We start from the raw sequence: 21,825 nt of genomic DNA, 5'->3' as shown, positions 1-21,825 counted from the left end.
GCAGGACGGAGATCAGTTTAGACCGGGCTTCAGGGCGCTATGGGACCAGGCTGCCGGTTTCCTGCGGCATCAACTCTCGTCAAAAGACCTGTCTGAGCATGTTCAACTTTTCGGGGCATACAAAAGAAAGTAAGATAAGTTCAGGTGCATTGTTATAAAAACAAAAAGCGGTAGTATGGTATCCGGGAAGGTCAATCATCATGAACAGGGCGGCCGGACATAACGCCCATAAGTATCTTGTTTTTTTCAAAAAAAGGTAATGGCACTGTTGTTATTTTACTTGTTTCTTCAGCCAGGCCTCGATCGCGGCCACCGTATCATCAAAGAAAACCTTGTAAGTATCATTGGTAACATAGCCGATGTGTGGGGTAGCCAAAACATTATCCATGGTTCTGAACGGGTGCCCGGCCGGTAAGGGTTCAGTATCGAATACATCCAGGGCGGCGCCGGCAATCCTGCCTTCCGAGAGGACTTTGACCAATGCTTCCTCATTTATCAAAGGGCCCCTTGAAGTATTAATTAAAAAAGCGCCCGGTTTCATCAGCGACAGTTCCTTATCGCTGATGACTCCCCGGCTTCGCTCACTCAGCACAAGATGTACGGTAAGAAAATCCGATTCGCGAAAAAGGTCCGCCTTACTGACATAAGTTACACCATACCGGGCAGCTTCTTCAGCCGTAAGACTATCACTCCAGGCAATCACACGCATATCGAATACCTGTCCGATCTGAGCAATTTTTCTCCCTATATTGCCCAAGCCAACAATGCCAAGGGTCTTTCCGCTGAGGTCGGAACCGACTCCGATTTGCCACCCTCCGTTCCTGAGTGACTGGTTCTCGTTGACAATTCCGCGGCCTGCCGCCATGATCAGCGCCCAGGTCAGCTCAGGTGCGCCGGAACCGACGTAACCTGTATTTGCCAACTCAATACCGTGCGCCTTCACAGCCTCCAGATCAATTGCGGCATTACGCGGCCCCGTTGAAACGATCAGCTTTAAATTGGGTAACGAACCCAGTAGTCCTGCCGTAATAAGGGTTCTCTCCCTCATGATACAAACAATTGAAAAAGGCTTTAAAGCTTCGGAGAGGGTCTTTTCATCACCGATGTACTCCGAAAAAACAGTCACTTCCGCATCTTGCCTTATAACAGACCAGTCGCCGAATGTTGAAGAGGCCTGCTGGTAATCATCTAAAATAGCGATTTTAATATCTTTCATACCGGGATTTTATCCAAATCCATACCATCAAACAATGCAATGACAATCAACGAATTAACATTTTTCATATTCTTATTTCATTACTTTAAATCATAAATCCACTCCTGATTTGGATTTCTGAATGTTATGATTACCCTGCTTTGATCAGATCCTGCTGAATGCAGGATATCGGGAAAGATCATCGACACTCCATTTTGCGGCTCTGATTGAAAAAATGATAATGATGGTCAATATCCGGAAAGATTTAAGACTTCCGCCATGCGCTTTCTCTCATAACCATCAAATACAGTGATTATAACTGACCAAATATGACTTTTAAGATTACGCATTCTGCAAACCACCTGCCAGGATGCTTTCTTTACCAATTCAAACCCATCCATCCTGCGGATCCTGCTGCCGTCCTCTTCAGACAAAACTCACTCCATGACGTATCGCAGCAGATGATTTACGAAATAACGAAAAAAACCAACTTAAGATCAAGACTTAATTTACTAAATACCAATAACTTATAACAATGGCATATAATTAGATATTGATATACAGGGACCAAACCCCGGATCTTCGCAACACTGTGTTTTATAAAAAGTGATTGCGCCGTTTTGGTGTCTGGCTCTATAAATTATTCTGAAAGTATCTTACCTATGAAAAACGCCGTACTTAATTACCCCGACTCTTATCATTACACCGCGATTGAGCATAAAAGTGACGATCATATTGGTTATTGGAAAATCGATACCGAAACAGAAAAACTGACCATTTGTCCCAGCCTTCGTAGAATACTGGAACTACAAAATAATCAACCCGTGGATATGGTTGATGTTATTTCTATCCTGCGCTTTCCTCAGTTACTTAACCTGTCCCGCGAATACCAGAAAGCGTTGATCTGCGGTCAGCAATTCGACATACGCCTGAAAGTATGCACACGGAAAGGTGAGGTTAAATGGTTCAGGGTAACCGGAACTCCTTATCACAGGCGATGGGGTAAACCAGACAAGATCATAGGGACGGCTGAAGATGTGACCCAGCAGGTTGTAGCAGAAAGGCTCGGTTTCGCGGTCATGAACCACGAACTTCGGAGCCCGCTTACGCTTATTAAACTGAACACACAATCAGCTATGAATATGCTGCCGTTTGAATTCAACAAACGTGTTTCCCAAACACTCAGCATTTTAGACATGCAAACGGACAGCATGATCCGGCTATTGGAGGAGTATAGGATAAGCACTCAGGATCAGTCATCCAGGCATAGGCTTACTGAATTCGAGCTCACAAAAATAATCGACGTAATTATCGGCGAGATACGGACGACCTATCCGTCACATAAATTTGAGCAATCCATTGACGGGCCGGCCTGGGTAAAAGCAGACAAACATCAAATCATCAGGGCGCTCATTAGCTATCTTATTAATTCTTTAAATCTTTCAGCACCGGCGTCAAAAATAACCATTGGCCTGATAAAAAAGGAGACCATGGTTGAGGTTGCCGTTTCAGGCACCGGTTCCATATTTGCACAGGATAAAGAGGGGGATCTTTTCAAACTGGCTGAGGCCCGGTGTGCGAGACTGGGAAAAGGATCAGCGTCTGGTTTGTCGCAGGCAAGAAATATAATTGAATCTCAAGGGGGGCAAGTTAAGGCAGGCTGTTATGAAAATCGCGGGTTCGTACTTTATTTTACCCTACCAATTCACCGAACTGCCGGGAAAAATCTTCAATAAAGCTACGTCCAGGCTTGCCCAGGCCTTTTGGGCCGTTCCGGATGAACCGGTACAATTATCGAACATTAATAAAATAACCCGTGACACTACCAAAAGGAAAAACAGCTCTTGTTACAGGTGGCAGCCCTGGGATCGGAGCATCAATTTTCATGTCCAACGATACTCTTCAAATTTTTGCATATTGTTTATCAAATCCGATGCTCCTCAGAAATAACTTCTATCGGTTTAAAATGGATACTTATTTGCGTACCATTGTTGTTTTCTATACGAATATCTCCGTTCAGCTGATAGGAAAGTCCTTTCATCAGGTTCATCCCTAATGTATTAGCCGACGTCAAATGAAAGCCAGCAGGCAAACCAACCCCGTCGTCAGTCATTAGGAGGTGATATTGATGATCTGCATCCTGATGGAACGATATGGCTATACTACCTCTTCTTCCATCTGGAAATGCATATTTCACGGCATTAGTGACGGCTTCATTGATGATCAATCCGACAGGAACAGCCTGGCTCACATCAATTTCCGCAGATTGTACATTTAAAACATAAGCAATGTTACTGTGCCCACTATAACTTTCTTTTAAGTAATTCATTAACTCATAAATGTAATCTGTGGAATTTATAAAAGTCATGCCTTGTGACTGATACAGTTTTTGATGAATTAATGACATTGAGTGCATACGCATTTGACTGTTTCGGATCGCCTCCAACGCGGATTCATTACTAATGTAGGCCGATTGAAGATTAAGTAAGCTTATCGTAATTTGAAGATTATTTTTGACCCTATGATGAATTTCACGGATCAACCACTCTTTTTCAGTGATTAAACTATCCTTCTCTGCAAGCAAGGCATCCTTTTCACTGATCAGGTTAATCAAAACCTTATTTTTACCATTAATTTCTTCACGACTGGTTCGCAGTTGATCGGTAAGCCGCTGTTTGAATTTAGATCGACCATAAAGTCCGCCAAGTAATAACAAGAGCACGACGATTGCTGCTACCGTGAGCTTCCTCGACGATTTAACATTCTGCAATTGTGTCTCCTTCAAAAGGGCCTGTTTTTTAAGCAATGCAATATCTTTCGCTTTTATCAAAATGTCTTTGTCTTTTCCCTTCACATTATACCTTAACTGAATGTCCGTGATCTGCTTGCTTTTGGCAATGTTGAATATTGAATCATTCAATATTTTATAATCCTGAAAATATTGCAGGGCACCTTTGAAATTTCCCGAAGCGGAATCAGCTACTGAAAGCAGATAGTTTATATTTCTCAGAAATACAACAGGCACAATTCCCTTATCCATTTTTAACACCTTATTCAAATATATTCTTCCTTTATCGTACCGCCCGGTGTGAACATAAAATTCCCCTAATGTATAATTGGCATTGTAAAAATGTTCCCTGTTATACGGGTCCATTTTTTGGTATTTAAGCATTTCCAGATAATAAAATTCTGCTTTTTCATATTGCTTAAGTGCGGTGTAGCAATCACCATATATCCTTGCTGCCAAACGATTATAATCTCCGGCAGTATCAGTAAAATTATAATGTGTTGCCTTAAAAAGGCGGAGAGCTTCGCCAGGCTTGTTTGTCTTTAATAACAAATTAGTGATAAGGCTGTGAAGAATGAAAAGCATTTCCTTATCGTGACATACCAACAATGCTTTTTTTGCCCAGAACAAACTGTTTTTATATTGGCTCAGATCCCTATAAATCATAGCCATTCGGTGATAGTAAAAATCCGCCCAGCCGGGATCGTATACTTCCTGAAAACTTTTTAGCATTTGTAAACCGCAGTCAAGCTCTTTGTCAGGATCCCCGTTCACCGCATGTAATGAAGCCAGCTTTTCGTAGGCGATATATTTCTTGTGTATTCCGTTGGCTTCATAAAACTCGATCAGCTTGTAAAGTTCTTTCTCAGAAAAATCAAGGTGACCTGTTGCGCTGCTGTTATCGATGATCTTGATCCGCAATTCCTCCTGCAGGTTCTTGTTCTTCGTTTTTTCAAATAACGAAAGCACATGCTGAAAATTCTTTAAATTTTCCTCATAGGGGATACTGTGATCTGCCCTGTCAGCATAATCATAAGCTACAAGAGCAGCTTTGTCTGGTCTCCCTGATTTCGTATATAGCTTAAAGACTTCATCATAAATCGTCTTTGCTTTTAAAACACGGCCGTATCTGAGATCAATCTTACCTTCGAGTAATTTCAAATCCGTATGGTCCTGAAAAGTGCCCGACTCTTTGACAGCATTCCTGGTTAAATTAAAATAAATACCTGTGCTATCCGGGGTACTTTCATTTCCTTCTGACTCGTCCAGATAGAAGGTGGTTAAAGATATCAGCGCTGCAATTCTGACTTCAGCTGTCTTGCATATTTTTAAACTATATAACAAAGAATCTTTTCTGCTCATTTGTCCGTGCACCCTTTCGGACAACCCACTCAAGATAATAACTGCATAAATTAATAAAACCCGGTTAAACATCACAGAATCAATAAGTTCTCAGCTTTTAATAATTATCTTTCTTACAATGGTGATTTCGTGCTAAAGCGTTTATCTGTGCTGTCATCGAACAAAAGTCAGGCTACGCATAGGCAAGCACAATGCCCACGAATCCTAATGAAATATAAACCCCAAAAAGCTTTGCGCACAAATTGATGAGTGCAGGAACAACAAAGATTTGGAAATCTTTTATTTAAACGTCAATGAACAGTCACTGCAGATGCCCGCTGAAATCATGAACTGTTAAATTAACACAAGAAGTATTTTACTAATTCTATACCAAATAACACCATATTGATTATCAGTATTTTAATAAAAAAATAACAAAATTCAGTTGCGAAATTTAGTAATAAAACAACCCATTGACGATATAGCGTAAGCCTATCAACAATCAAATGTATAAGTCAATCTGCCATTTTTTCGGATCACTGCTTCGCCCGTCAAGGTTGCTAACTTCAATCCTATGCTTCAGTTTTTTAAATAAAATCCAGCCTTTTTCAGGCGGCAGATTAGCAATTACTACATGCCTTACAATTTGCATCGAGAAAAAAACAGCGCCCCCTTCCAGTAGAGGGAACTAAAGCCTGGCCGTAGGCAATGCCATAAGTAATAATACCATCTTAATTTCAGCATATAGCCTCTATTTTCATTGTCCGAAAAAGACAACTTATTTCCTGTACTCGGTAAAACAGACCAAAGACCGTCTTCAAATATTTACCTCCATCCCCACTCTAACACCGTAAAAATACAGTACCGCTATATTTTTTTCATTTTCCTCTTATGGTTCCTATTCCCTTTCCCGTCATATCTTAAACCCGCTAAGAAACGGCTATGGAAAAGAAACAACTCAAAGGGCTGTTTAAAAAATATCACGAGGGCACCTGCACCGAGGAAGAAAAAACCTTGCTGGAGAACTGGTATTTGCAGTATAATGAACATGAGACAGGACTCTCCACCCGGAAAATTGGGGCTGTCGGCAGACGGATCTTTCGTGAACTTCCCGGGAATGAATCTTCCTTTTTAAGGATTGGCGTGGTGATCACCCTTGCTGCAGTACTGATCGGCCTGTTGATTTCCGTTACCGTAAAACTTATTTTCGATGATCCGTCCAAAAAAGGGATAGCCGCCGTCCATGATATATCACCTGGTTCGAACAAAGCAGTACTGACCTTAGCTGATGGTGAAAGGATCGACCTCAAAAAGGCGGTAAACGGAGAAATAGCCAGCCAGGGCAATATCCGGATCGTCAAAAATGCAGACGGGGAATTAACCTACAGGAACGGACGAAACATGCCACCGGGCGAAACCCTGTTCAATACGATCTCCACCCCGAACAGCGGGCAATGGTTCGTAGTGCTGCCCGACGGCACTAGGGTCTGGCTCAATAACACCTCCTCCTTTACCTACCCTGCTTCCTTTGTCGATCAGAAAGAGCGCGTCGTACAGTTGAGCGGTGAAGCCTACTTCGAGGTAGCCAAAGACAAAGCGCATCCCTTTATCGTCAGGACCAGCCAGCAGGAGATCAGGGTTTTGGGCACCCATTTTAACATCAACAGCTTTGCCGATGAACTGTCCGTAAAAACCACACTGCTGGAAGGCAGCGTCAAAGTCATGCTTTCAGCCAGACAGGTCACCAAAATATTACGACCCGGCCAGCAATCCGTTCTATCGGATAATAACCTCACCATACGAGCCGTGGACCCGCAGCAGGCGGTTGCCTGGAAAAACGGTTATTTCCGGTTCAACAACGAAACCATCAGGGGCATTATGCGGCAGCTGGCCCGGTGGTACGATATCGAGGTCGGTTATGAGGGGCCCGTTTCAACGGAAGGGCTGAACGGAAAAGTTTCACGCTATAAAAATATAAGCCAGGTGCTGAAGGCACTGGAGGCTACCGGAACAGTCCGCTTTAAAGTGGCAGGAAGGAGGGTAACCGTCATGAAGTAAGATAACGATCAGTTAGTTAATTAAAGCCAGGAAACCGGGTGCAACCGGTGACCTGGCTTAAGCTGACTCCCTAATTTATCAAATTAAGAAACCGCGGTGCACCTCACCCATCTCGACAATGTACAGGTGCAACGCATAACCATGCTCGAACGAATGTACAATTTTTACATTAAAAAATTGGTTCGGCCGCCCGGCCGCACCTCAAAACTATGGCAGATCATGCGCATAACAACCTTTTTATTGTTAACCGTGATCATGCAGGTCAGTGCAAGGACTCTCGCACAACAGATTACCCTTTCCGAAAAAAACGCCAGCCTGCTGGCTGTATTTGAAAAAATAAGCAACCAAACCGGCTACGATTTTATTTTACCGAGCGGAATATCTGACATGGCGCGTCCCGTGACCATCGAGGCGAGAAATGAAGATTTCAGAACAGTCATCCACCGTGTACTTGCCGGCCAGCCCTTCGATTATACCATTGAAAATAAGATCATCGTTATTTCCAGGAAAGTGCCTACAGGTACGCCGGCTCCCCAAAACGCTGTGCCCCTGACCAGGGTAAGCGGCAGGGTCACCGGCCAGAATGGCATCCCCCTGGCGGGTGCCACAGTAAGTATAAAAGATACCCGGCAGACCGCTGTTACCAATGAAAGAGGTGAATTTGTACTGGACAACATGACGCTCCCCTGTGTGATCAGGGTTTCGTTTATCGGTTATAAAAGCACAGAGATCCCCCTCGTCAAGGACACACCCTATTTAACGATCTCTCTGGCAGCGGCCGATTCCAGGCTGGAGGAAGTCCGGGTCGTCTCCACCGGCTACCAGTCTCTCCCCAAAGAACGGGCAACGGGTGCTTTTGTACAGCTGGACAGCACCCTGGTCAACAGGCGGATCAGCACTGACGTGCTGAGCAGGCTTGAGGGGATCGTTCCCGGCCTGCTGGTCAACAGGAACACGCTGAATTCAGTGACAGGCGGGACCGATATCAGCATCCGCGGGCACAGCACCCTATACGCCAACGACCAGCCGCTGATCGTCGTCGATAACTTCCCCTACGACGGGGATATCAACAATATCAACCCCAACGATGTCGCCGGCATAACAATATTGAAAGATGCGGCTGCCGCCTCCATATGGGGCGTCCGCTCCGGTAATGGCGTCATCGTCATTACGACCAAAAAAGGAAGGACGAACCGGCAGCTTTTAATCGACCTGACGGCGAACTTCACCTCGGGTAACCTCCCCGATGCGTTTTACAACCCGGCATTCCTGGACAGCAAGGATTTTATCGGCGTTGAAAAGACATTATTCGCCAGCGGTTTTTACAACACGCAGCTGACCAGCCAGCGGCGTCTGCCGGTATCGCCCGTCGTCCAGCTGCTCGCAGACCAGCGCGCGGGCAAGATCGATGCGGACCAGGTTAACAGCCAGATCGGGATCCTTGAAAAAACGGACATCAGGAACGATATCGAAAAATACCTGTACAGGAGAAGCCTGAACCAGCAATACAGCCTGAGCCTGAACGGTGGTGGCGAAAGGAACACTTATTATTTTTCCGCAGGATATGACCATAATACAGCGAACCTGACCGGGAACAAAAACGACCGCCTCACACTGACCAGCCAACAGACGTTCCGGCCTTTCCGGGATCTGGAAGTTACAGCCGGGATCAATTACGTGCAGGGTAATGCAATCAATAATGGAATCAGCAGCCTCGTTACCGGCGGAACCTACGGCAAAATATACCCTTATGCCCGGCTGGCGGACGCGGACGGCAACGCCCTTGCCATTGTAAAAGACTACAACTATTCCTGGGTCACCGATCCTGTAGCGCAGCGGGGCCTGTTGAACTGGCAATATAAACCCCTTGACGAAATCAGGAATTCCGATAACAGTACACGTTCCGAGGACATCCGGCTCAATGCCGGCCTGAACTACAGTTTCCTGCGGGCTTTTAACGCGGAAATCAAATACCAGTACCAGAACTCAGCTTCCGACGTCAACAATTATTACAGCAGGGACAGTTATTATACACGTAACCTGATCAACCAGTTCACCCTCGTTAACGGGAGCAGCATAACCCATAACATACCGCTCGGCGGAATCTTGCAAAAGTCCGACAGCCGACTGGTTTCGCAGCGTGTACGCGGGCAGCTTAATTTTAATAAAGCCTGGTCGGCGGACCATTCAGTGACCGTCCTCGCCGGGGCGGAGCTCAACGACGCCGTCACCAGCGCGAACAGCAATACGGTATATGGTTACGACAAAGACTTGCAGACCTCCCAGTTTGTCGACAATATCTCCTACTTTAAACAAAACCCTTCCGGAATATTCACCAGAATCCCGGGACAACTCGGCTTCAGCAAGCTGACTGACCGTTATATCTCCTATTTCGGCAATGCGGGCTATATTTATAAAAACCGGTATACTTTCTCGCTGAGCGGACGGATCGACAGGTCGAACCTTTTTGGTGTCAATACCAACCAGAAAGCCGTCCCGCTTTATTCTGCCGGGCTGGGATGGACCGCGAGCAAAGAACCCTTTTACAAAATTCCCTGGCTCCCCTACCTGAAGCTGCGGGCCACATTCGGGTACAACGGCAATGTTGATAAGAATGTGGTGGCCGTCACTACCATCCGGCAAAATACGAACAACTATTACAGCAACGGCCTGCTGTTCTCCAACATCGACAACCCGGCCAACCCGGACCTAAGGTGGGAAAAAATACGCATGGTCAATATGGGTATCGACTTCTCCACCGGGAACCGCAGGATATGGGGCAGCTTCGACTTTTACCTGAAAAAAGGGATCGATCTTTTCGGCGATTCTCCGCTGGCCCCTTCGGTAGGCTTCATTTCCTTCCGGGGCAACACCGCGAATACCTCAGGCAAAGGCCTGGATCTCGTCCTGAACTCACGTAATATAGCCGTCGGAAACTTCGGCTGGCAAAGCGTTTTCCAGTTGAGCTACGCGTTGGACAGGATCACGAAATACGATGTAAAGCAGACCGCCGCCGGAGCGCTGGCAGGGGGCGCCAACATAGTACCTGTTACCGGCAACCCGCTGTTCGCGGTTTACAGTTACAGCTTTGCGGGGCTCAGCCACGATAAAGGCGATCCGCAGGGCATCCTGAACGGGGTGGTCAGCACGGATTATACGGCGATCATCAACAGCACCGCTTTGAAGGACCTGGTCTTTAACGGGCCGTCCAGGCCGACGACATTCGGATCGTTGAACAACACGTTCAGTTACCGTGACTTCTCGTTGTCTGTCAATATCATCTACAAGCTGAATTATTATTTCAGGCGTTCGTCCATATCTTACAGCGGCCTGTATAACGGCTGGTACGGCCATGAGGATTATACGAAAAGATGGCAGAATCCAGGTGATGAATCAAAGACCACCGTACCATCGGCGCAGCTACCCCCAGTCGACAATAACCGGGAAACTTTTTACAGTTACTCATCCGTACTCGTGGACAAAGGTGATCATATACGCCTGCAGGACGTCAATGTCGCCTACGATATCAAAAAGCAGGCCTGGAAAAAAATGCCTTTCCGTTATCTCCAGGTTTACGGGTATGTCAACAACATCGCGATCCTTTGGCGCGCGAACCACGACCAACTCGACCCGGACCTGTATTCGGCCTCAGCTTATCCTTTACCAAGAACGTTTGCATTCGGCTTAAAAGCCGGGCTTTAAAATTTGATGAAATGAAAAACAGATATTACCGCCAGCCGGCCTTTGGCCGGAAAAATACGCCCCTGGTTCCCGCAGGGTCAAAGCGGCTACACTATGGCCTGTTACTGGCAATTCTGATGGCTTGCCTCGGCTGTAAAAAGCAGGATGATTTCCTGGATGCTAAAACAAACGCCGCATTGAGCGTCCCGAAGACGCTGGAGGATTACCAGTCCCTGCTGCATAATGAAGGTGTCTTTAATGCCCAGGACCCGGCGCTGGGTCAGATCGCATCGGATGACTATTACGTTTCCTCTGCTGACTGGGCCAGCCTGTATACGACACAGGAAATAAACGGCTACATCTGGGCGAAAAAGGTTTATGACGCCGGTGCCAACATCCTGGACTGGTCGAACCCGTATATCCAGGTATATTATGCGAACACCGTTCTCGATGCTCTGGCAAAAATGAAGGTTAACGCCACCGACCAGGCAAAGTTCAACACGGTCAGAGGGAACGCCCTTTTCTACCGCGCCAATGCCTTCTACAATCTTGTCCAGACCTTTGCGTTGCCATATGATCCCCAAACGTCGGCCACCGACCCGGGTATCCCGCTCCGTTTAAATTCGGACCTTACCGTTAAATCCACCCGGGCGACGGTCCGGGCCTGTTATGACCAGGTGATCACCGACCTGCAGGCAGCGGCCGCACTATTGCCGGACAAACCACTATACAGGACAGAAGCTTCAAAGGCTGCGGCATGCGGCATGCTGGCCAGGGTATATCTGGCCGTCACCGACTACCGGCAGGCTTATAAGTATGCAGACCAGAGCCTTGCCATACATGCAGACCTTGTCGATTACAATACGCTGAAGCCGAATGATTATACGATCAGCAACGATTTCCTGGCGGAAGACATCTATCATTCGGCACTGATCAGTTATAGTATTATATCGGTTAACTACAAAGCAGTCACCGACTCTGTTTTGTATGCTTCATACAATGATAACGACCTAAGAAAATCCGCATTCTTTATCCTGAACAAGGGGCTACCCTATTTCCGTGGCTCCTACGACTTTAAAGGGAACCTGTTCAGCGGGATCGCTACCGACGAGATGTACCTTATCCGTGCGGAATGCAGCGCGAGGCTGGGCGACAAAAACGCCGCGCTCACCGACCTGAACACGCTGATGGCCAAACGGTGGAAGACGGGTACTTTCATCCCTTTTGAGGCAGGGAGTTCCGCCGACGCACTGAACATCATCCTGACAGAACGCAGGAAGGAGCTGTTGTTCCGGGGCCTTCGCTGGACCGACCTGAGAAGGTTGAATAAAGAACCTGGTTTAGAGGTAACGCCGGTCAGGAACATCGAAGGCACGCAGTACAACCTTCCCCCGAACGATAAACGTTACGCCTGGCCTATTCCGGACAATGAAATTCAGGTCAGCGGAATCCCTCAAAACCCACGCTAATGAACTTTTCCATAAAAATAAAATTTTTGATGACCTGCCTGGCCCTGCTGGTCTGTCAGCTTGCGGAGGCCAGGCATTTTACCGTGAAGCAGAAAAACGAAGTGACCGTATCAGGCTATGCCGAGAGGCTCAACGATGGAGACACGATCGTGCTAAATCTTTATAAGTTTGGCGAGTTCGCACAACACCCTTTATCTAAAACTACGTTTACAACTGTCGCATCCCATCGCCGTTTTCATATTAGCTTTCCTGTAAGCGCCCGGGCGCGGTACGTTGATCTGATCCTACCGGCTGGGACGGGTTGCTATTTCGCGGGGTACCTTGTAACGGCCGGGGACCAGGTGAACATCAGCATGAAACAGCAGCAGGTGTTTTTTACCGGCCAAGGAAGTGCTTGCTGGAAAGTAAAGTTTAAAAGCGACAGTTTACAAAAAGTTTTTTTTAGGGAGCAAAAGGGTATACCTACATTGGAGAGCAAGACCCGTTTGATCAACGCACTAACCCAAGCGAGGCTGGCCACACTGAAAGCTGACAGTATCCGTTTACCTCCGGTAATCTATCATATCCTGAAGGCCGATATCCTGGGAGAGGAAATGTTACTGGCTTACAACTATACTAAGACGTTTTACCAGAACGGAGGTACCAGCCGGCCGGCTGCTTTCAACCAGTCGGTTAAATACGCGGAAGAGGCAATCGGTGAATCAGCAGTTTATGCCAACGATTTTATTGCCGGGCAGATTGCCCGGTACAAACTGGACTCCTGTATAATACCTGATCAACCTTTTTCATTGCCCAAGGCCTATGCCTTCTTTAAAACCGGAACGGGCTTCAGTAAATCGCTAAAAGAAAAGCTGATAACCTATCTTTTATTTATGGAACGGACCAGTAAAGAGATCGTGCCTTTGCTTGCTGATGCATCCGCTTTTGTGACCGGTGGCGATATGGCCAAAGTACTTGAAGAACTCAGCACATCAGTAATGCCGGGCGCCCGGGCTTACGATTTCAGCCTACCGGATACCGCGGGTAAGCTTGTACATTCCGGGGATTTTAAAGACAAGGTGGTGCTGATGGATTTTTGGTTTACCGGTTGCGGCGCCTGTCTGAAGATCAAGCCGGAGTTGGAAAAAATTGAAAAATTGTACCAGGGGAAAGATGTTGTGTTTATCAGTGTTGGACTGGACAAATCCAAAACACAGTGGCTGAGTTCGGTGCGGCAAAACAAATATAGCACGCGCCAGAGTAAGAATCTGTTTACGGAATCACAAGCCTTTAACCATCCCATAGCCAGGCATTACAATATTACGGGCTGCCCGACGCTAATCCTCGTCGACAGGAACGGCAACATTTTGCGGATCCCGGAAAGTCCCTTAGATGATGGCGGTAACGGATTGGTGAATGCTATCAACGAAACGCTCCGATAAGATCAGGGTAAGCTTCCATAGGAAGCTTACCCTTTTCAATTAATTGTGCAATTTTCCTGTTGAGGCGTTCTGCACGTTAGCACCAGGAGGAAGCTGATCAGCGTAAGCGCCGCCGGTTACATCATAGGTCGATGTAATGGTACAGGCAGCATTAGGTGTTGTAGTCGCATTACAACCCGGAGGAGCTGAAGTAAACCAGTCGAAGTGACCGGCACTGGTGATCCTGCCATAATAAAGTAAGCCCTGAGTTTTTTTAGGATGGTTAATCGCGTATGCGCTTCCCATACCGCTTAGTGCAGCAATGGCCATCAGGCCGATTCTGATCTTTTTCATGTTACGAAATTTAAGTTTAATAAATTGGCCAATTTTTTCAGGCATTGGCTTTGGCCTGCTTTCCCGCGCGTGAAATATTTTTGATGCCGGAGCTTTATCTGCCGTCTCCCGGCCTGCTTTCCGTTCCGGACTGTTTTATTAGAAAAATGAATGCGAGCGCTAGGCCGGTAAAGCATAAATTAAACAGGAGATGCTGGCCCCAGCTAAGTGCCTGGATTACCCCTCCGCAGGAGCAGGGTACCCTTGGAAACAGGTGCAATAAAATTGCGGCAATGTATAAAGAGAACAAACCCATCAGTATTAAATAAGCGTACGCTGCGTATTTCCTGGTTCTGTCGAAAAACAAGCCCAACGCGAATATGATTTCTGCCGGAGGTATCGTCCAGATCAGTGCATCAGCGAACCAGGACGGAAAGGGCTGGTTGTGCATGGCCCTGGTAAAAGCCGGCATATTCACCAGTTTACTGAAACCTGCGTATAGGAACAACAGTGCCAGGAGAGCTGCAATGACCTCGGTTAAAATCTTTTTATTCATGTCTGTCGTTATTATTGATCAAAGGAAAAGGAAAACCCAGCCTGCCGGGATGAACCACTCTCATCAGGAAATGAATAATACCGCAATTTCCGGACAGGTAACCTGCAGCCGGCTTCGAAAAATGATGGTGCAGCCAGTAAACACTCCCGTCGGCATTGGTATTAAAACAATGAACCAGGAAATCAGCGATGTGGCGCGCCCGCTCCGCCCATTCTTCTTCCCCAAAGACCCGGTACGCTTCGAGATAGACCTCCCCCAACCCGCTCATTCCGTCAGCGGAATCGACGGCATTGGCCGAAAGGGATTTCGGGTAAACTGATAAAGCCGTCCCGGCTATGGTTTTATATCCCGGTTCCCCGTATACCTCGAAGGCCTTAATAAATGTCAATGCGATACCGGCAGCGCCGTTTTCCAGCCATGGATCTCCCACCTGTCCATTATTGTTCGCCAACCACATTTGTTTTCCGTCGACCTGCCTGTACTGGCTGCTTAAATAACGGAGCCCCCTGATGATGCTATCATCCAGCCGGTGCGCATCGAAACGCAAACGGTAGGTCAGCAGAAAATAAAGGATGCCGCTGACACCACTGGCGAACCCGTTGATCTTGAAATCGCTGCGATAGCCCGGAGTCCCTTCGGTCTGCCAGGAACCGTCCGGTTCCTGTTCGCGGAGGAGAAAGGCCACGATGCCGGAGAGCTGCTTTTCCACTTCTCCGGACAGGACACTATAACAGGTGATCAGTGCCATTCCCTGACCTGTCAGCCCCGTGCAGAGGCTGAGATCAGTTGCAGCCGGCATTAACAGGCGCTGCATTAAACCCAACCTTGCGGCCTCCGCGTTCCAATGACCCGCTCCCTTCATTACCAACAGGGCCATCGCGATTCCGTAAGTACCATGCCAAAGGCCCGCGCCGACAGTTTCCGGATTTTCAACGGCCATCTCCAGCAGTACAACGTGACGATCTATGGTGCCCCGCAGCCCGCTAAGATCATATCCCAGGCCCCCGGCCTGTACAAGGCAGAGCAAGGTCCCTGCCGTACCTGAATACAGGCCGGGGTGCCATCCGTGCAAGACCAGTTCATTTGCCGTCAGGTTACCCTTCCCGTCGTGTTTAGCGCCCCAGCGCCCGTCCTGCTCCAGCATAACGGGGTTACCCAAAGCATTGAGAGCCCTTTGGGTAATACCAGCCAGGCCCTGCCTCGTGACCGCCGAAGGAACAGCATCCCGCTCACAGGCATCGCCGGTCAGTAGCAATGCGTCATAGACGTCCAAAGCTCTAAGGATGGTCTGTAAAGATGGCCTCCGGTCTTCATCAGCGTTTAAACAGTCACAGATCAGATCGGTTAGTGAGCCACTGCACAGATGATAGTACAGGTTTTGGTGTAACCACGCCCTGTCCCCCGTATCAAATTTTTTAGGCGAAAGCCCGGTAAATGCCTTAAGCAATAAGGCCCCCAGCGCATAAATATCGTCTCCGAATGACGGAGGCCTTTGATCCAACTGCCGGGGCGACATATAACCCGGGGTTCCCAGAATAAATGCAGGAGCCGGCTCGCCGGTTCTTATATCACAGCATAATTCTATATCAATTGCTATTACCTCTCCTGTTTGGGTTACCAGGAAATTTCCGGGGGTCACATCCCTGTGCACGATACCGTACTTGTGAAAAGTACCCACTACCGTTACCGTCTTCTTCAGACAGCTTATAATTTCACGCCTGATATCCGCCCTCAGGGACGGCCACATGACCCCCTGCTGTGTTGCGGCAAGTTTCTCGTTGAGCGTTAATCCTTCAATATGCTGCAGGACGAGATATGCATTGTCGTCCTTCCTGAAAATTTCGTAGGCTTGGGGCAAGATACATTCCGGGGCCAATAACCTGTGTATCTGGTATTGCCATTGCAGCCTGTCCCTGATATCCCTGCCGGCCTCGTCATGGCACTGAAACATCAGGCCCTGTTTTGCCACACAGAGCCGCAAATGATTTAGCGGGAACAGTTGTACACATTTCAGCACATTTCCCTTCGCATCACGCTTCAAAACCCCTGTCGGAACATATTTATGGTTCAACAACCGGCCCTGCCTTCTTTTTTTCAACTTTTTAAAAACCCCGAAAGGCCACCCGGTCCCCGTTTCACCCAGCCGTTCCAACAACCAGTCTTCCGCGCTAAATATTCCGGCGGGAGAAAAATGCCGGCTTCCGTTAAACAGGAGAGGTTCAGGAAAAATGCCGTACGACACATAGATACTGCCTGAAAGCAAAACAGCCGAAGGTATGGCGGGCCCTTTAATACCCGAGGTCCTGGTCAGGATTTCAGCTGCGATATCATATGCCGGCTGATCCGCGGGTAAATAAATGTGCAGCACTTTGCCTGTATAAGAAAACCCCGCCCTGCCATCGAGGATGATATTATGAGCACACTCATCAACCGGGATGGCGAACGGAATAGCTAACGCCGCTAGGTAATCCAAAATCCAGCTCAATAATCCGGACATTTGTTGCCTGATCACGGAAATATAAATGCTCCAGCAATTCTCTCCGGATAACCCGCCGGCCATTAGGTAGGGGTATCGGACTGTAAAGGGTAAATGACGTTCAAGCAAATAACTGCTGTAGCCGGTTTTAACATGCTGAGCGGCCAGGGCAACCCTGTTGGGATCTTCGTATAAACCTGTTAGCTTATGATTATTTGCCTGTTGATTTTCCATAGGTTAGTTGGTGACCATCACCCTGATTACAAGCAAAGTAACCGCAATTCAAAAAGGAAAAACAGTGGCAAATGGGTAGTAGAATTCTATCAATAAAACAATTTAAAACTTTTAGGAATATTTATTAAATCACAGTAATAAGCCTATGCGGGGATATTTTTGGTCATTATTACCAGTAATATCCCCTACAGATCTTTATTACCCTTTATCCGGTATCTGCCACAGAAAATATGATATAAACTTCAATATACCCAAAGAGCCTTCTGATAAAAATGGATAGTGTGATAGCTGCGTTGCTGATTGTTTTCTGCGGGTCTTTGATTATGTTCAGCTACCGCCTCTTTTCAGCTGTTTTGACGGGGCAGGGCGATACTGCGTCAGGCCGGTCCTATCACCAACCATTAATTGATTGGTCAGACCCTGCAGCAACATGGAAATATTTCATAGTTTTGGAGCCTAAAAAAATGAATATGGAAAACTTTCAGAAATTAAAAGAATTGATCGCTGCCGCGGAAGCGGACGCGGCAAGTTTTTACGAAAAAGGCAACAAAGCTGCCGGCACCCGCCTTAGAAATGCGATGCAATCGTTAAAAATGTTGGCGACGGACATCCGCAAAGAAGTAACAGAAAAAAAGAACGCACAATAATTAAAAAACTGTTTTGGGTTAGCCCTGGTCAAAAATGGCCCGGGCTATTTTGTTTCTATTCCGTATTGCTCAGCTCCCTCTGGACGATCAGTTCGATGTCCCTTTTGATCGCGAGGTAATTTTCCATAAGCGCTTCCGGTTTGAGCTGCCTGATCTCCGGCAGTTTCTGGTATTTCTCCTCTTCCGCTTTGATCGCCTCGTGGTCATTGATGATCTCGTTATGAAAAACCTTCAGTTCGATCTTATTGCCCGGCTCGTCCGCAACCATACCCACGAACTCCCCGGAAGACAGGGTGGATATTTTCGAGGCCGGGATCGCGAAATCCAGCTGCATCGATTTGCTTACCGACGTATCCTGACTGTTGACCGTCATGCTTTGCCGTTCCTGCATGATCTTGCCGAATCGCTCGCTTAGCTGTTTTGCCGTATCCCCGAATACCTGCCCACAGATGACATTGCCCACAATATTCATGATCACTTCGGCCAGTTCCCTGCCGTAATCCTTTTTCAGCTGGCTGTAATCCTGTACGGCCAGGGTGGTAGCGACTTTGTTTGAGCGCGCCGTAGCGATCAGGCTGTCCATATTATTGAAGTAAATTGTGGGGAACTCGTCAAAGATCAGGTTACACTTCAACTTGTTTTTTTGATTAACCAGTTTAATTGTCCGGGAAATATAAAGGCTCAGCACCGCGCCGTATACCTGCTGTTTCAGCGGATTGTTGCCCATACAGATGATCTTCGGCGCTTCCGGGTTATTCAGGTCCAGCGTAAAATCGTTACCGGACAGCACATAATATAATGCCGGGGACACCAGACGGGCCATGCTGATCTTGGCGCTGGCCACCTGTCCCTCCAGCTGATCATAGGCCTCATTTTGCCAGGCAGAGATAAAAGGATTGATCAGCACCTCGATCTCCGGTTCCGTTCTCAGGAGCGCGAACAAGTATTTATAGTCCACCTGGGCCAACTCAATGACATGCGGCAGCGTACAATACCTGCCGCCTTCGTATTTCCGCAGGAACCAGATCAGGGCAGTTACAAAATTGACAGGTGATTCTACAAAAAAGTCGCCCTGCTTTTTGATCCATTCCCGGTTGAGGCCGAGCATAAAGGTCCGCGATGATTCCATCGCGTCGGTAATGTCGTCCATACTGCCTGGCTCAATAGGGTTACAGCGGTGCCTGATCTTGTCAAAATCGATGAACCAGATGGTCGGCTTGACTTTGTAATTGCCGGCATATTTCATCAGGGCGTTATAGGCGATCACCGAAAGGTCGTCGAACTTGAAATCATAGATCAGCATACCGAACCCCTTCCGGATATGTTGCGTGATGATATGGCGCACCACGAAATAGGATTTGCCCCCGCCAGGCCGGCCCGCGATCAGCGTCGAGGCGAAGGGCTGGATCAGGTTGATCCAGCTGCGCCTTTTCTTTCCTTTCAGCCGGTACTGTGCAGGCAGGTTGACGGAGTACTCGTTTTCAAGTTTGCGTTCCTCCTGCGGAAAGGTTTCGTTTTCCTTATTAAAAATATCTCCTGCCAGACTGATATGCAACAGGCGCGACAATAAAGAACCGGCGACCAGGATGAAACCATAGCCCAGAGCGGATAAACCCATATACATTATTGCAATGAGCATTAATTTCCCGGATAAATCGAACAACAGGTTACTCATAAAATAAAGCATCAGACCTGTCAACCCATAGCCCCAAATGCTCTGTTTACGGATCGTTTCATCCTTTTTTCCTTTACTGCCGATCAGGGAAACGAGCAACAGCAGCAGCGCTGCAAGCTTTGCGTAAAGCACTGTTTTAAAAATACCCATCCGGGATATCGGTAACAACACCTTATTGACCACGGGCGAGGTGAGTTGCCATTGTGCAAATGCAGGGTAACAGCACAAATAAAAATGAATGATTAAAATCGAAATGCTTAGCAGCCTGGTAAAATCGATGATCTTCCGTAAGGCCTGTTCGTTTTCTCCAGTTTGCATAATGACATCTTATAAATTCAACCTTTTACGTTTCTTTCTTTTCTTTTTTTGCAGGAACTGTCCTCCAACCTCTGTTTCCTGGTTTTCCTGCCGCAACAGCATCTCCAAAAACGAATCCCCCGCTGACACCTGCCCTGATTCGGTAAAACCAAGCCAGCTTACAGTCTTTTTTTCCGGAACCCCGGAAACATTTTCCCGCTGTTCATCGACACGCGGCTCCGCCTGCAGACGGCCGATAATCCCTGAGGCACTGTACTGTTTACCAAGGTCGCTTCCGTTAAACACGGCTTTAAGCTCATGGTCAACAAAGGTTACGCCGTATACCCGGCCATCGTCGTTGCTCCTGACCACCGCCTGAACACCAAAGGCCCGGAGTTGCTTCTGGAGTCCGGCAATGGAACCGCATCCCGGGGCGCAACGATCGATCTTTTCCCGGAGCTTATCCCTGACCAGCCGCCTTAGCGCTTCATTCAGCACAAATCGCTGCTCCAGCCTGCTCAGTGTCGGCTTACCGTAGATCGCGCTGGCCTTAATGGGTACGCTGATCTTTTCACCCCTGCTTCCCAGGATGTAATAATGGAGCCCGTTCCGGGCGAACATAACCGAGGTCTTGCCACCCCGGTCTGCTAGTACATTAAATTGATTAAGGACTGCGTTGAGTTCAGGCAAGCTGGTGAACTTGTAGTTCCGGATAACCTCGTTAACAACGTTCGTAACCGCTCTTTTAGACGCCGACTTTCCGTATTGTACAGGAACGAGATCGATCTTTTCCGGCTTCAGGTCTTTATTTTTTGAGCCGGCTTTCACTAAGCCAAACCTGTCCTCTATGTCTTGTCGTGCCTGTTCCGACTGATTTTTTCCGAGGTTATGCAAACTGATCCGCCTCCCGTCCGGCTCGATATTGGTAGACACAATATGGATATGGGGATGCCCTGCGTCGGTATGGCGGTAAACCAAGTAAGGCTGATCTTCAAAACCGATCCCTTTCATATAGGCGTCAGCTATGGAAACCAGGGTGTCCCCGTCAGGCTTTTCAAGGGGGTCAAAATTGAGCGAGATATGCACCGTATTGGTTTGTACCCGCAAGTTCTTCCCGGCCTGATCTTTCAGGCGGTACAGCTTGTCATCAAAGGAAAGGTCCTGCGCGTTTTTGAGGTATCCCCTGGCCACAAGCAGTTCCGCTTTCGCCTCCTTCACCTTATGCTCATTGTAGTTGAGCGCGCCGGTCAGGCTTTTTCCGCTTTTAATTTTTGCAACCATAAATCCGCGTAATTTTTCATCCGGTCCCGGATCTCACTCATGGCGGGCTCCAGTTTTCCATGGATAACTTCAAGCAATGTCGACCAGAGCCGGGGATCCGGGAAGCCATGCGCGGCATTTATATTCCTCACGGCCTGGTTGAGATTATTGCCAATAGGGTTCAATTCTTTCCGGAGCAGGACCAGCTCCTGAAGTACTTCGTCCATGGACTGGTCACGGGTCAGCACGGTTACCGGCTTGCCCATCAAAAGCGCCCTGTGGTATTCGCTCATGGTTTGAAAAGTTGTTTTTCCCAAGCGTGTTTCCAGTGTTTTGTATTCCTCGGGCTTTAGCCTTATGTTCAGCCAACGGCACCTGTTTTCTGCTTTCTCTTCCATAACAATCCATCATGATC

General features: G+C 47.6%; 14 protein-coding genes. 6 read left to right on the top strand and 8 right to left on the bottom strand.

Features of this window, described 5'->3' with window-relative positions; genetic code table 11:
* Positions 1-271: 271 nt before the first annotated feature.
* A complete protein-coding gene (locus HYN43_RS02435; RefSeq protein WP_119407939.1) occupies positions 272-1,216 on the bottom strand; it encodes a D-2-hydroxyacid dehydrogenase family protein in 945 nt (314 codons plus the stop codon).
* Positions 1,217-1,857: 641 nt separating this feature from the next.
* Between HYN43_RS02435 and HYN43_RS02430 the strand changes: the two genes are divergently transcribed.
* Positions 1,858-2,931: a PAS domain-containing protein gene (locus tag HYN43_RS02430; protein ID WP_119407938.1), complete on the top strand. Its 1,074-nt coding sequence runs from the start codon at positions 1,858-1,860 to the stop codon at positions 2,929-2,931.
* Positions 2,932-3,119: 188 nt separating this feature from the next.
* On the opposite strand, the gene HYN43_RS02425 is transcribed toward HYN43_RS02430, so the two are convergent.
* Positions 3,120-5,345, bottom strand: a complete 2,226-nt coding sequence (locus HYN43_RS02425; protein ID WP_162996263.1) for a tetratricopeptide repeat-containing sensor histidine kinase — start codon at positions 5,343-5,345, stop codon at positions 3,120-3,122.
* A 921-nt stretch (positions 5,346-6,266) separates the two neighbouring features.
* Between HYN43_RS02425 and HYN43_RS02420 the strand changes: the two genes are divergently transcribed.
* The 4 genes from HYN43_RS02420 (at position 6,267) to HYN43_RS02405 (ending at position 13,953) form a co-directional block, all read left to right on the top strand.
* On the top strand, positions 6,267-7,382 hold the full coding sequence (locus HYN43_RS02420) for a FecR family protein (protein WP_119407936.1): 1,116 nt from the start codon (positions 6,267-6,269) through the stop codon (positions 7,380-7,382).
* Positions 7,383-7,523: 141 nt separating this feature from the next.
* Complete coding sequence (locus HYN43_RS02415) at positions 7,524-11,084, top strand: SusC/RagA family TonB-linked outer membrane protein (RefSeq protein WP_162996262.1); 3,561 nt, start codon at positions 7,524-7,526, stop codon at positions 11,082-11,084.
* Between the two features lie 11 nt (positions 11,085-11,095).
* Positions 11,096-12,532, top strand: coding sequence for a RagB/SusD family nutrient uptake outer membrane protein (locus HYN43_RS02410; RefSeq protein WP_119407934.1), 1,437 nt, complete (start codon positions 11,096-11,098; stop codon positions 12,530-12,532).
* Positions 12,532-13,953: a TlpA family protein disulfide reductase gene (locus HYN43_RS02405; RefSeq protein WP_119407933.1), complete on the top strand. Its 1,422-nt coding sequence runs from the start codon at positions 12,532-12,534 to the stop codon at positions 13,951-13,953. Before HYN43_RS02410 ends, HYN43_RS02405 begins: the two co-directional genes overlap by 1 nt.
* Before the next feature lie 39 nt (positions 13,954-13,992).
* Here the strand turns inward: HYN43_RS02405 and HYN43_RS02400 are convergent, their stop codons facing one another.
* The 3 genes from HYN43_RS02400 to HYN43_RS02390 all read right to left on the bottom strand — a co-directional run bounded on the left by HYN43_RS02400 (position 13,993) and on the right by HYN43_RS02390 (position 17,531).
* Positions 13,993-14,286, bottom strand: a complete 294-nt coding sequence (locus HYN43_RS02400; RefSeq protein WP_162996261.1) for a hypothetical protein — start codon at positions 14,284-14,286, stop codon at positions 13,993-13,995.
* 94 nt (positions 14,287-14,380) lie between these two features.
* The gene (locus tag HYN43_RS02395) at positions 14,381-14,821 is read right to left on the bottom strand and encodes a MauE/DoxX family redox-associated membrane protein (protein WP_119407931.1); all 441 of its coding nucleotides are present in this window, start codon (positions 14,819-14,821) and stop codon (positions 14,381-14,383) included.
* Positions 14,814-17,531 carry a lanthionine synthetase LanC family protein gene (locus HYN43_RS02390; protein WP_119407930.1) on the bottom strand — a complete coding sequence of 906 codons (2,718 nt, stop codon included), beginning with the start codon at positions 17,529-17,531 and terminating at the stop codon, positions 14,814-14,816. Before HYN43_RS02390 ends, HYN43_RS02395 begins: the two co-directional genes overlap by 8 nt.
* A gap of 470 nt (positions 17,532-18,001) precedes the next feature.
* Between HYN43_RS02390 and HYN43_RS02385 the strand changes: the two genes are divergently transcribed.
* Entirely contained in the window at positions 18,002-18,178 is a 177-nt protein-coding gene (locus tag HYN43_RS02385) for a histone H1 (RefSeq protein ID WP_119409226.1), read from the top strand.
* A 55-nt stretch (positions 18,179-18,233) separates the two neighbouring features.
* Here HYN43_RS02385 and mobC read toward each other — a convergent pair whose 3' ends face one another.
* The 3 genes from mobC to HYN43_RS02370 are packed head-to-tail and all read right to left on the bottom strand — an operon-like array spanning position 18,234 to position 21,808.
* Complete coding sequence (gene mobC / locus HYN43_RS02380; protein WP_119407929.1) at positions 18,234-20,171, bottom strand: conjugal transfer protein MobC; 1,938 nt, start codon at positions 20,169-20,171, stop codon at positions 18,234-18,236.
* Positions 20,172-20,180: 9 nt separating this feature from the next.
* On the bottom strand, positions 20,181-21,431 hold the full coding sequence (locus tag HYN43_RS02375) for a relaxase/mobilization nuclease domain-containing protein (RefSeq protein ID WP_119407928.1): 1,251 nt from the start codon (positions 21,429-21,431) through the stop codon (positions 20,181-20,183).
* On the bottom strand, positions 21,398-21,808 hold the full coding sequence (locus tag HYN43_RS02370; protein WP_119407927.1) for a plasmid mobilization protein: 411 nt from the start codon (positions 21,806-21,808) through the stop codon (positions 21,398-21,400). Before HYN43_RS02370 ends, HYN43_RS02375 begins: the two co-directional genes overlap by 34 nt.
* Between the last annotated feature and the right edge of the window lie 17 nt (positions 21,809-21,825).

Source organism: Mucilaginibacter celer (assembly GCF_003576455.2).
Lineage (GTDB): Bacteria > Bacteroidota > Bacteroidia > Sphingobacteriales > Sphingobacteriaceae > Mucilaginibacter > Mucilaginibacter celer.
This window is presented reverse-complemented; position numbering and strand designations above follow the sequence as displayed.